General features: G+C 74.5%; 7 protein-coding genes. 5 read left to right on the forward strand and 2 right to left on the reverse strand.

Translation table 11 applies throughout. From position 1 onward, the window contains the following. Positions 1–128 precede the first annotated feature (128 nt). Entirely contained in the window at positions 129–1,721 is a 1,593-nt protein-coding gene (locus tag ACGFU6_RS29120; protein ID WP_393615185.1) for a hypothetical protein, read from the reverse strand. A gap of 38 nt (positions 1,722–1,759) precedes the next feature. Next, positions 1,760–1,954, reverse strand: a complete 195-nt coding sequence (locus ACGFU6_RS29125; RefSeq protein WP_018103962.1) for a hypothetical protein — start codon at positions 1,952–1,954, stop codon at positions 1,760–1,762. A 314-nt stretch (positions 1,955–2,268) separates the two neighbouring features. Here ACGFU6_RS29125 and ACGFU6_RS29130 point away from each other — a divergent pair, with 314 nt between their 5' ends. From ACGFU6_RS29130 to ACGFU6_RS29150, 5 genes are all read left to right on the forward strand, one after another. Further along, positions 2,269–2,661 (forward strand): ankyrin repeat domain-containing protein, encoded by a 393-nt coding sequence (locus ACGFU6_RS29130; RefSeq protein ID WP_393615187.1) that lies wholly within the window; start codon positions 2,269–2,271, stop codon positions 2,659–2,661. Between the two features lie 283 nt (positions 2,662–2,944). Next, a complete protein-coding gene (locus ACGFU6_RS29135; RefSeq protein WP_393615189.1) occupies positions 2,945–4,363 on the forward strand; it encodes a HEAT repeat domain-containing protein in 1,419 nt (472 codons plus the stop codon). Between the two features lie 183 nt (positions 4,364–4,546). After that, the gene (locus ACGFU6_RS29140; protein ID WP_393615191.1) at positions 4,547–6,073 is read left to right on the forward strand and encodes a hypothetical protein; all 1,527 of its coding nucleotides are present in this window, start codon (positions 4,547–4,549) and stop codon (positions 6,071–6,073) included. 181 nt (positions 6,074–6,254) lie between these two features. After that, positions 6,255–7,175 (forward strand): hypothetical protein, encoded by a 921-nt coding sequence (locus tag ACGFU6_RS29145; protein WP_393615193.1) that lies wholly within the window; start codon positions 6,255–6,257, stop codon positions 7,173–7,175. A 108-nt stretch (positions 7,176–7,283) separates the two neighbouring features. After that, on the forward strand, positions 7,284–12,107 hold the full coding sequence (locus ACGFU6_RS29150; RefSeq protein ID WP_393615194.1) for a hypothetical protein: 4,824 nt from the start codon (positions 7,284–7,286) through the stop codon (positions 12,105–12,107). Positions 12,108–12,243 lie beyond the last annotated feature (136 nt).

Raw genomic sequence — 12,243 nt, forward strand, 5'->3', positions numbered from 1 at the left:
TGGGGGGGGGTGGGCGCCCCGGAGGTGGGGGCCCGGGCCCGGCGACGGGGCCCCGGGGGGGGTTGACGGGGTGCGGGCCCGCGGATCACGTGATCCGCAGGCCCTCTCCCGTACATCCGCCGGGGCCGTCAGTCGCTGACGGCCACCGACTCCAGGGCGACGGAAACGGCCGGGCTCTCCACCGGCGCCGGGTCGGGCGCGTTCGCCTCGATCGCGGTCCGCCGTTCGGGCAGCAGGCCGAGCACCGTCTGCCGCTGCGCCTCGCCGGTCGCGTCGTCGTACGGATCGGGTGTGGCCGGTACCTGGATGCGCAGCACCGGTCCGGTGCCGAGGCGCGCGTACCCCCGGCCGGGCGGGACGTCCGGGGTCGGGGTGGTGTGCGGTTCGAGCCCGAGGACGGACTCGATCTGGGCGGGGGAGCAGTGGCCGAGGACCACCCGGGCCCGGGTGTGGGTCCGCACGGTGCCGCTCAGGCCGTCCAGGCTGTCGAACTGCTCGGCCATCACCACGGTGACGTTGGCGGCCCTGCCGTGCCGCAGCGGGATCTGGAGCAGTTCCTGCGGGTCGGGCCCGCCGCCGGCGGCGGCCAGGTGGCCGAGCACGCTGGGCCGGTCCAGCAGGATCCAGAGCGGGCGCCTGGTGTCCTCGGGGACCGCGTCGCCGGACTGCCGGGCCCGGTTGGCCTCGATCAGCCGGCGCTCCGTCTCCTGCGCCGCCCATTCCAGGGTGGCCAGCGCCCCGGCCGCCCCGCACTCGACGGCCAGCACGCCCTCGCGGCCGGTGAAGCAGGCGTACTCGCCGATGCCGCTGCCCTCGATGATCAGGATGTCGCCCTGCTGGAGTGCCTGGAGGGCGATGGAGCGCAGCAGCGTGGTGGTGCCGCTGCCGGGCTGTCCGACGACCAGCAGATGTGGCTCGGTGGTGCGTGCGCCGGTCCGCCAGACGACCCCTGGCGCGTCCCGGGTCTCCTCGCCGTCGCTCACCGGGACGGTGCGCTGCACCGCGTCGTCGTCCGTGAAGCCGAGGACGGTCTCGCCGGGGGCGATGACGAAGCGCTGGGCGGTGATGGAGGTGGGCAGGGCGTCGAGCACGCTCATGACGAGCCGGTTCCCCTCCTCGTCCCAGCTGAAGCGGTACTCCCGGCCACGGCCGGACTTGGCGTGCAGCAACTGCTCGATCCGGGCGCGGGAGGCGGCCTCGCTGTCGGTGAAGTAGGCCGGGTACGCCACCTTGAGCCGGGTGATCCGGCCGTCGCCGTCGAACGCGTACTCGCTGAAGACCTCGTTCCAGTCGCCGCCGTGGGCGAACAGCGCACCGGGGTCGTCGGCCGTGGAGAAGTACGGCACGAGCGCCTCGTACAGGGCCTGCAGCCGCCCGGTCTCCGCCTCGTCGGGGCCGGTCCTGACGGGCGTGCGCGCCCGTCCCTTCCATGCGGCGGCGCCCATCACCGTGACCAGGGCCATCACGGACCCGTAGGGGACGAGCGCGACCACGAGAACGCAGGCCGCGACGAGGAACAGCGTGGGACCACGCCGGTCCTTGGGCGTCGCGGCCCACTTCTGCCGTCCTGCACCTGCCAACAGCCGCAGACCACGGGTGATCATGATCAGCGGGTGGAGCACATCGGTGGCGCTGTCGGCGGCCGTGCGCGCGAACTCTCGACTGCGAGTGATCGAAGCGCTGCCGCTGCTCAGAATGCGGGGGAGTGGTCGCCGGGCCACGTCTGTCTCCTGAAGGGGGTGGGGTCGGGAGCGGAGGGTCAGAACTTGATCCCGCCCAGGAGTCCGGCGAGGCTCGCACCGCCCGCGGTGATGCTCGGTGCGATGGCGGTGCCGGCCAGGTAGAAGCCGAACAGGGCGGTGACGAGGGCGTGCGAGGCCTTGAGGCCGTCCTTCCTGAAGAACAGGAAGACGATGATGCCGAGGATGACGACGCCTGACATGGAAAGGATCATGAGTGGTTCTCCTGGTTGGTGGGACAGTCACCATGAGTCCTTCCAGGCTCACCGGAAGTATCTATAGGATAAAAGGTGCAACTGGGTGAAAAGTGAGGTTTTTCACTGGACTGGCAGACAGTGAGACCTGGGCCGGGACGGAATTCGGTGCCGCACCTCACCTCGTCGTCACCCGACGTGATCTTCTGCCATGGGCGGGCCGGGCCGTGACCGCGTCCGGGCAGTACCCTGTCGATTCACTCGTACGGCCTCAGAACGCATCCCCCCCGCAGGCCGGCGGCGCAGACAACGGTTAAAGGAAGGGCGGCCCCCCGATGAGCGAAACCCCTGATCCCGAGGTTGTTGAGCTGGCGACCAAGGTCTTCGACCTGGCGCGCCACGGCGACACCGACACGCTCGCCGCCTATGTCGACGCCGGAGTTCCCGTGAACCTCACCAACGACCGGGGCGACTCGCTGCTGATGCTCGCCGCCTATCACGGGCACGCCCCCGCGGTCACGGCACTGACCGGACGCGGCGCGGACCCGGACCGGGCCAACGACCGCGGGCAGACGCCGCTCGCCGGGGCCGTCTTCAAGGGCGAGGACGCGGTGATCGCCGCACTGCTTGCCGCGGGCGCCGATCCGGCGGCCGGAACCCCCTCCGCCCTGGACACCGCACGCATGTTCGGCAAGGCCGACCTGCTGGAACTCTTCGGTTCCCGCTGACCGGGTCCGCCGTAAATGTGGTCGCGGTGGCGAAATGGGTGGGTCATCATGACGTCGCGGGCCCGATTCGGGCCACCGACGAGAGGCGGGAAAATGGTCTGCACCAGGCAGAAGACGGCGGTCGGCCGATCATGTTGCTGCGCGGTCTAGTCCTTGTCCGCGAGGTTCCGCCGTACGACAGGCGGGCCGGGCGGGACTTCCCGGACACGGCACCCGTGCCTGTCCGGCACATGGAACGGCACAGTCCCCGGTTGCGTCGACAGCTTGATGTGAGGCTTTTCCCATGTTCGATCCGTTCATAGCGCCGAGCGGCACCCTGCTCGGCCTGTTGCAGAGGGGCCGCGGCGACGGCACGCTCCACGCGCTCGCCGCACCGCGCCCCGAGGCCCTGGCGGCTCTCAACCACTGCGTCCTGAGCGATCCGCGTCACGACTGGCAGGCGGAGAACCGCTCCCTCTACTACGCCCGCCTCTACCTCGACCTCGACGGCGGCATCGAGGAGATCGAGCGGCACCTCCTCGATCCCGACGACCACCTGGACACCGACGAGTCACGGACCGGGCTCGCCCTCGCCGTACTCGGCCACCTCGCCTCCTACGGACGAGACGACGCCCTGGCCCTGCTGCGTCGGTACGCCGCGACCGGCTCCAACTGGGCCTGGGCCCTGGACGAGCTGGCCCTGCGCGACGACGACGCCGGCCTGCGGTCCCTGGCCCTGCCCGTGCTCGCCCGCTTCGCCACGGACCCCGAGGGCTCCGCCGAGCTGGCCACCACCGTGCGCGACGCCTTCGAGCCCCGGCCCTGGCGGCTCTGGGCCGACGATCCGCGCGAAGAGGTCGGCGCCCGGGTCCGGGCCGCCTCCGAACAGGGCTCGTTCGACCGCTGGCAGCGGCAGATGCGACCCGGCGGACCCCGGCCGGGCTGGAGCGTCCAGGCCGTCTTCGACTGGGCCCAACAGGGGCTCGACCGAGGCAGCCACCTCCACGTACCGGCCGCCCGCTGCCTCTCCGCCGTCGCGGGACCGGAAGACCGGCCCGTGATCGTCGAGGCCGCCCGCAGCGGTCCCGACGGCGCCCGGTGCGCCGCCCTGCACTACCTGGCCGAGGCCCGCGATCCGGTCGTTCTCGACCTCATCGAGGCCGCGGCGGTCAGCTCCTCGCGCACGGTCGCCGACGCGGCCGTCGCCGCCTTCGAGCGGATGTGCGGGGAGGCGGCCGTCGACCGTGCCCGGCGATGGGCCCGGCGGCCCGACGCGCTCGGCGCATCGGCGGCCGGGGTACTGGCCGGCCGAGGCGGCGCGCAGGACGCCTCGCTGGTCCTCGGCGCCCTGCGCGAGGCCGTACGCGGCGACGGGCCCGACGCCCTCCGGCTGTGGACCCTGGTCGACGGCACCGGACGGCTGGGCATCGCCTGCGCCGCCCCCGTCCTGCGCCACGTCTACCGGGAGACGTCCTCCTCCCAGCTGCGGGGCAGAGCGGCCCGCGCACTCGCCGCCACCGACCCCACCTTCGCCACCGGTTTCGCCGTCGAGTGCCTCTGGGACTGCGAGGAGACGACCCGGGAAGTCGCCGCACGCCACGCGGAGACCGGCGACATCAGGGTGGCCGAACGGCTGCGCCGGCTGGCCGCCGACCCGGCCGAGGAGGCCGAGGTGCAGACAGCCGTACGCAGCAGGATCGGTCCGGACGCGTCCGCCGTCTGACCGGGCTGTGAACAGCGGGGCGTTGCGCGTCGGGGGCGCGCGGCGCGGCACCGCGAACTGTCCGTGGCACGACACCTCCCAGGTCCCGTGGAGCCGCCCGGCAGGGCGTGACCGACTCCGGGGCAACCAGCCGCTTCTGCGCCGTTTCGACCGTTGTCAGTGCGAGGACCTAATCTGTGCAGCGTGACTTCGCCTGCCTACACGGAAAACGCTGCGCCCCAGCTCAGCGCGGGGCCCCGGCCCGCACCGGGCCCGGCCGCCGACGAGGGGCTCTCGCGGCGCCTGCGCGCCCTCGCCTGCACGGCGCCGCTGCACGACCTCGACGTGCGCAAGGCGAACCTCGCCGGTGAGTACAGCGTCTACGCGATGGCCGAGGTGGCGCTCGCCGCGATCGACCACGTCACGCTCAACATGGACTTCGACACCGGTGCGGACCACGACCAGATAGTGGCCAGACTGCTCCCGCGTGTCGCCGCACAGGCCCCGCGCCGCCCGGCCGCCGAGCACGAGCGGGTCGCCCGCTGGGTGCTGGAGAACCTGATCAACGTCGGCAGCGTGGACCGAGGCTTCCGGGCCGTCTACGGCACCTTCGGGCCGGACGGCACGTACGTCCGCCGCGACTACGACTTCAAGCTGATCGAGGAAGTCCCCGGTTACGGCGGCAGCGTCTACCTGCGGGCCACCGACGAGGCGGTCAACGTGCTGGTCGGCGCCCTCGACACGGACGTCACCAGCGCCCAGATCGCCGCCGAGGTGAAGCTGGAGGTCCTGATCAGCCGCGGCCGCCTCGCCGACGCCCAGCTCGCCGCCGAGCAGGCCCGCTACCGGACCGTGCAGTACGCGGAGACCCTCCGCAAGACACTCGACGCGACCCGGCGCAACGTCCGGGCGGTCGACTGGCTCAACGCCGTGCCCGACATGATCACCGAGGCGCTGGACCACGTGGCCGACCGCTACCGCCACGAGAACGCCATCCTCACCAACATCCGCAAGGCCCGCGACGAGGCCGAGGAACCCGAGCACAAGCGGCGCGCCGCCGAGCTCGTCGACATCGTCAAGGACTGCATCCGCCGCCACACCCAGCTGCAGTCCCGACTGCTGGAGGCCGGGCCGCTGTTCCGCGCCGAGCAGGACCGGCAGGCGTTCGCCGCACCGGCCGCCCGCACCGGCCTCGACCTCTACGGACAACTGCTGGCGCCGCTGCTGCCCCTGCCCGTCGAACAGTCGATCCGCGCCACCGACGCGTTCTTCGCCCACGGCGCGGGACTGCGCACCCCCACCTCGGTGCGGATGGGCGATCTGGTCGACTTGCTGCTGACCCCGCCGCTGGAGCGCGAACACCTGGGCGCCGAGATGCCCGAACCCGACCTGATCGCCACCCCGGCCGACAGCCGGTTCAGCGAGGAACAGCTGGCGAGCGCCATGCAGCTGCTGGATCTGGAGCCCGACGCGCCGCGCCGCCTCTCCGGGCTGCTGGCCGAAGCCAGACGACGCGACGCGGACCTGCCCTACCTGGTCGCGCTGCTCGCCGTGCACGCGGCGAGCCCCCCGGTCGGCACCGCCTACCGGCAGGGCGAGCGCCGCCTGCTCTTCTCCGTCGACGACGGCACCCAGCTGGAGGACCCCGAGTTCGGCGGCGCGGACCTGATCGTGGGCACCGCCCTGCTGGACGCGGCCGGCATGGCCGCGGACCGCACGGAGGCGGCGTGAGAGCGCCGGGTCCCGCCTCCGCCCACCGCGCGGAGGCAGGGGCGGGAGCGGGGCGCAGCCGAGGCGCTCATCCGCCGCCGGAGCCCCGCCACCCCGCAGCGCAGTCCGCGCACCCCGTCCGTCCCGCACCGCACCCCGTCCGTCCCGTACCGAAGTCCGTCCGCAGCAAGGAGCGCCCGTCGTGAGCGACCACCGCGCAGAGCACGCCGACGCGTGGAGCGAGCAGAGCGCCGCCTACCCCGCCGACCGGATCGCGTCCGCCCCGCCGTCCGCCCCCGCCCCGGTCACCCCGGCCGACGCCGCCGACGCGGCCCGGCTCGTCGCGTTCGGGCTCCAGCCCAAGCTGCTGCCCGCCCGCGACGCCGAGTACGCCGAACTGCTGCGCCGCTACCGGGAGGAGCCCGCCTTCGGCCGCCTCGCGGACGCCGTCGCCACCGGGCTCGGCCTCATCGTGCTGGAGGTCTCGACCCGGGCGGGCATGGCCGTCACGGCGGGCGAGGACTCGGTCTTCGCCGTGCGCATGGGCGACTACGCCCGCCGGGCCTCGCCGGACTCCGCCGACCGCTTCCTGCACGGCCTCGCCCACCTGGCCGTCGCCGCGATGGCCTTCCCGCGCCCCGAGGACCTCGCCGACGACGCCTACATCGGCCGGATCACCGTCAACGGCGTCGACGCCTTCGTACGCCAGGCGTGCCACCGGCTGGAGGAGCGCGCCGACGAGCACGGCGACAACACCGACCCGGCCAGTGACGCCCCCGGCCTGGAGGCGGGCTGGCGGATCTACGCCCGGCGCAGCTCCACCGGGGCGACGAAGGACGCCAGACGGCTGGCCGGATCCACCACCGGCATCGTCGGCAAGGCCGTCGCATTCCTCACCGACTCCGGCTTCCTCCAGCGCACCGGGGACGACGCGGGCGGCGCCTTCCGCACCACGGCCCGCTACCAGCTCCAGGTCCGCGACATGGCAGGCAGCGCCGCCATGGCCGAACTGCTGGAACTGGGAGTGGTACCGGTCACCGACGGATCGGCGACGCTGCTGCCGCCACCCGATCCGGACGACCTGGAGCTGGCGGCCGACGCCGGACTGCCGTTCCACAGCTGACCGGCCCTTCCACGGCTGACCGGCCCCACCGCCGAGCCCGGCCACCGCAGTGTCTGCCCCGCCACCGACGTCTCCTTCCCGCCGCCTGAACGACGAGAGTCCGCCGCCATGTACGAGCTGTCCCGGGTCCGCCTCTACTCCATCGGGCCTGCCGGTGCGCGCTACGCCGACACCGTGCTTGACCTGCGCGGGGTGGGCGAGCCCGTGCCCCACCCCGCACCGGCGCAGGCGGAGTTCTTCGAGGAGGAGCCGGTCGGCCCGCCGCGCCGCCCGGCCCCCGCCGGAGTGCTCTTCCTGGAGAACGGCGGCGGCAAGTCCGTCCTGCTGAAGCTGATCTTCTCGGTGATGCTGCCCGGCCACCGCAACACCCTCGGCGGCGCCAGCTCCGGCGTACTGCGCAAGTTCCTGCTCGCCGAGGACTGCGGGCATGTGGCGCTGGAGTGGCAGCACACCCTGACCGGTGAGTACGTCGTCGTCGGCAAGGTCAGCGAATGGCGTGGCCGCCAGGTCTCCAACGACCCCAGGAAGTTCGCCGAGGCCTGGTACTCCTTCCGGCCCGGCCCCGGACTCAGCCTCGACTCGCTGCCGGTGGCCGAGGCGACCTCGGTGGGCCGTCCCGCCGAAGGCGTCTCCGGTGCCCGGGGCAGGCGCCGCACCATGAAGGGCTTCCGCGACGCGCTCACCGAGTCGGGCAAGTTCTACCAGCACCTCGACGTGCACTGGGAAGAGATCCACGACCGCTGGAACGAGCACCTCGGAGACCTCGGGCTCGACCCCGAACTCTTCCGTTACCAGCGTGAGATGAATGCCGACGAAGGAGAGGCCGCAGGACTCTTCGCCGTCAAGAAGGACTCCGACTTCACCGACCTGCTGCTGCGCGCCGTCACCGACACCCGCGACACCGACGGCCTGGCCGACCTCGTCAGCGGCTTCGGCAACAAGCTGGGCCGCCGCGCCGAACTCACCGCCGAGCGCGACTTCACCGCCGGCTCGGTCGATCTGCTCGGCCGCATCGTGGAGGCCGCCGGAACGCGCTCGCGGACCCGGGACATCCACGCCGGCGCCGAACGCCGCACCCGCACTCTGGCCCGCAGGCTCTCCGCCCGCGCCGGCCTTGAGCGCGGCCGCACCGCAGAGCTCGCCCAGCAGGTCACCGGCGCCGCCCACACCGTCACCGGCGCCGAGGAGACCCGCGGCCGGGCCGACCTGATCGCCGCCGAACTCGCCTACCGCCACGCCTCCCTGGCCCTCACATCGGCCGAGAAGAGCGCCGCGGCCCAGCGCAAGGAGCTGGTCGACGCCCGCACCCTGCACTCCGCCTGGCAGGCGGCCGAGGCCGTACTGCGCCACCGCGCCGCCGCCGACCGCGCCGCGCGCGTCGCCGTCGCGATCCGCGAGGCCGAGCGCGACGCCGCCCCGGCGCTGGCCGCCCGCGCCACCGCGGCGGCCGATCTCGTACGGGCCCTGCACACCGCCGCCGAGGCGGGCGAGAGCGTGGCCAACGAGGAGGAGGAGCGCTCCGAGACCCTTCAGAGCTCGGGCGAGGCCGCACACCGCGACGCCACCACGGCCGCCACCGAGGCCCAGCGCGCCCGCAGCGAGGCCGGCCACCTGCGCCAGCGCCTCGCCGAGGTCGAGCAGGAGACCGCCGAAGCGGTACGGGCGGGCTGGCTCGACGACACCGCGCCCAACGCGGACCCCGCCCGCGCGGCCCTCGCCGCGAACGACGCCGAGCAGTCCGCGGTGGCCGCCTGGGACACCGCGCGCGAGGCCGCCGGGTCCGCGGCGGACCGCTCCCGGCAGGCGGCGGCCACCGAGAGCCGCGCCGAACTCGCCGCGGCGCGTGCCTCCGACGGCGCGCGCGCCGCCGAACAGGCCTACGAGGCCGAGCTCAGGGCCGCCGAGTCGATCGCCGCCGAGCACCGCCTCGCGGACCTGCTCGGCCTGCCCGCGGCGCAGAGCGGCGGCGTACCCAGGCCACGACGGGCCGCGGCCGGACCCGAATCCGGAACGGAGGCCGCTGTCGGCGACGAGGGACCGCAGCAGGAAGCCCCCGACGCCGAGGGGCCCGCCACCGCTCCTGGCGCCGATGGAGCCGAACCGGCGGCGCACGGCGCCCACACCGTCACCGCCGACCGGGCCCGCCCGGCGGAACAACCGCTCACCGCAGCCGAGTTCGACCGCAACGCCGAGGAGCTCCGCGAGCTCCTCGACCAGGCCGTCGGCACCGCGGAGCGACGCCTCTTCGAACTGCGCACCGCGGCCGCCGACGACTCCCGCATCCTGGGCGCGCTCGGCGACGGCGGACTCCTGCCGCCCGGCCCCGACGTCCTCGCCACCGTCGAGTACCTCGGAGAGCACGGCATTCCCGCCCTGCCCGGCTGGCGCTATCTCGCCCAGGCCGTCGACCCGGCCGACCACGCGTCCGTGCTCGCGGCCCGGCCCGAACTCGTCGACGGCGTCGTGATCACCGACCCGGACGCGCACACCCGCGCCCGTGAGGTGCTCGCCGCCGCCGCCCTGCTGCCGCGCTCGGCCGTGGCCGTCGGCACCGCCGCCGCCCTGCTCGCGCCCGTCCCGGCGCCCGGCACCGGCGCGGACGACGATGCCTCCGGGGTCTTCCTCGTCCCGCCGAACCCGGCCATGCACGACGAGCACGCCGCCGACGAGGAGCGCCACGCGCTCAGGAGCCGGGCCGCCGCCCGCGACGAGGACATCCGCACCCTCGCGGCCCGGCTCACCGCCGACCGCTCGCTCGCCGCCCGGATCGGCTCCTGGCGGGGCGACTGCCCGCCCGGCACGCTCGCCGAACTCGCGGAGGCCGCCGGGACCGCCCGTACCGCCGCCGAGACGGCCGAGGCCGCACTCGCGGAAGCCCGTACCGTACGCGCCGAGGCCGACGAGTCCGCCTCGGACACCGCCCGGGTCCGGGACGAGCGCCAGGAAGCGGCCCAGCGCGCCCGCCGGGCCGCCGACGCGCTGGCCGGACTCGCCTTCCGCCTCCGCGAACGCGCGGGCTGGCAGGCCAAGCTCCGCGAACTGGCCGACGAGGCCGCGGAGTCCGAGGCCCGCGCCACCGTCTGCCTGGACCGCGCCAGAGCCGCCGACGAGGACCGCAGGGCCGCCCAGCGCGCCGCCGACGACGCCCGCCGCACCGCCCGCGCCCTGCGCGCCGAACGGGCCGAGATCGCCGGTGCGCCCGAGCACCTCCCCGAGCCCGGGACGGACGCCCCGCGCCGGGCGCTGCCGGCCCTGCGCGAGGCCTACCGGGCAGCGTCCCAGCTCTACGAGAAGGTGGGAGTCGGCGCCGACCTGCGCGCCGAACAGGCCCGCGCCGAGAGCGACGAGAGCGCCGCCCTGGCCGAGCTGGACCGGCTGACCAACAAGGTCCGTACCCGGGCCGCCCAGCTCCTGGAAGGAACGGACGGCGCCGACGGCCCCTCCCGGCAGGCGGCCGCCGCCCGCGCCGAGTCCCTCGTCCAGCTCCTGGAGACCCGCGCCTCGGCCGCCAGCGAGCAGCTCGGCCGGCTGCGCGGCGAGGCCGAGCGGCTGGCCCCCGCCGACGGCGAGAACCTCCACACCGAGCTCCCCGACGCACAGGTCCCCGCCGACGCCGGACAGGCCCAGACCCTCCTGCGCACCGCCACCGCCGAGCTGGCCTCCGCCACCGCGTCCCTGGACACCGCGAGGGCCGCCCACGCCGAGCTGCTGCACGCCCACCGCACCGCCGAGGACTCGGCAGGCGGCTTCGACGAGACCGCCACCCTCCTGCGCGACCTCCTCAGGGACCACGGCGACGACGAGCCCGGGACCCCCGAGCCGTACCCCGGCAGCCTCGACGAGGCCCGGCAGTCCGCCGCCGAGGCCCGCCGTTCACTGCGCGGCTGCGCCGCCGACCTCTCCACCGCGGAAGCGGCCGTGCGGGAGGCGAGCGACGTACTGGTCCGGCACGCCAACTCCACCCGCTACGAACAGGTCCGCACCCCGGCCCGCCAGCAGATCCGGGAACTCCCGGCCGCTGCCCTGCCCGAGCACGCGGAGAAGTGGGCCATCGCCTTCGCCCCCAGGCTGCGGGTCCTCACCGACGAGCTGACCCAGCTGGAACGCAACCGGGACTCCATCGTCGACCGGCTGCGCGGCCTGGTCGAATCCGCGCTCACCACGCTGCGCTCCGCCCAGCGCCTCTCCCGGCTGCCCGAGGGCCTGGGGGAGTGGTCCGGGCAGGAGTTCCTCCGGATCCGCTTCGAGGAGCCCGACCAGGCCACCCTGACCGAACGGCTCGGCGAGGTCATCGACGAGGCCACCAAGGCGGCCCTGAAGAAGAACTCCGACCTGCGCCGCGACGGCATGTCCCTGCTGCTGCGGGGCGTGCAGGCGGCACTGGAGCCCAAGGGCATCGCCGTGGAGATCCTCAAGCCGGACGCGGTGCTGCGCGCCGAGCGCGTACCCGTCGGGCAGATGGGTGACGTCTTCTCCGGCGGTCAGCTGCTGACCGCCGCCATCGCCCTGTACTGCACGATGGCCGCACTGCGCAGCAACGACCGGGGCCGCGACCGGCAGCAGCGTCACCACGCGGGCACGCTCTTCCTCGACAACCCCATCGGCCGCGCCAACGCCACCTATCTGCTGGAGCTCCAGCGAGCGGTATCGGACGCGCTCGGCGTACAACTGCTCTACACCACCGGCCTGTTCGACACGACGGCACTCGCCGAGTTCCCGCTGGTGATCAGGTTGCGCAACGACGCGGACCTGCGGGCCGGGCTGAAGTACATCAGCGTCGAGGAGCATCTGCGCCCCGGGCTGCCGCAGCAGGATCCCGGCGCCGAGACCGTGCACGGAGAGATCACCGCCACCCGCATGTTCAAGCGCGGCGCACCGGCGCCCGACGCCCTCCCGGGCCGGACCGAGGCGGCGGAGACCGAGACCGGCTGACCCGGCCGAAGCGAGCCGCGGGGACCGTCGGGGGGGGGCGCGCCCCCCCCCCCGGGGGCCGCCCGGCGGGGGGGGGGGGGGGGGGGGGGGGGCCCGGGGGCGCGGCGGGGCGGGGGGGGGGGGCGGGGGCGGGGGC

The organism is Streptomyces sp. NPDC048462, assembly GCF_043200175.1.
GTDB lineage: Bacteria > Actinomycetota > Actinomycetes > Streptomycetales > Streptomycetaceae > Streptomyces.

Bases quoted from the DNA above. Each gene is read 5' to 3' on its own strand.
- ACGFU6_RS29125 (WP_018103962.1), bottom strand. From the start codon at position 1,954: ATGATCCTTTCCATGTCAGGCGTCGTCATCCTCGGCATCATCGTCTTC.
- ACGFU6_RS29130 (WP_393615187.1), top strand. From the start codon at position 2,269: ATGAGCGAAACCCCTGATCCCGAGGTTGTTGAGCTGGCGACCAAGGTC.
- ACGFU6_RS29135 (WP_393615189.1), top strand. From the start codon at position 2,945: ATGTTCGATCCGTTCATAGCGCCGAGCGGCACCCTGCTCGGCCTGTTG.
- ACGFU6_RS29150 (WP_393615194.1), top strand. From the start codon at position 7,284: ATGTACGAGCTGTCCCGGGTCCGCCTCTACTCCATCGGGCCTGCCGGT.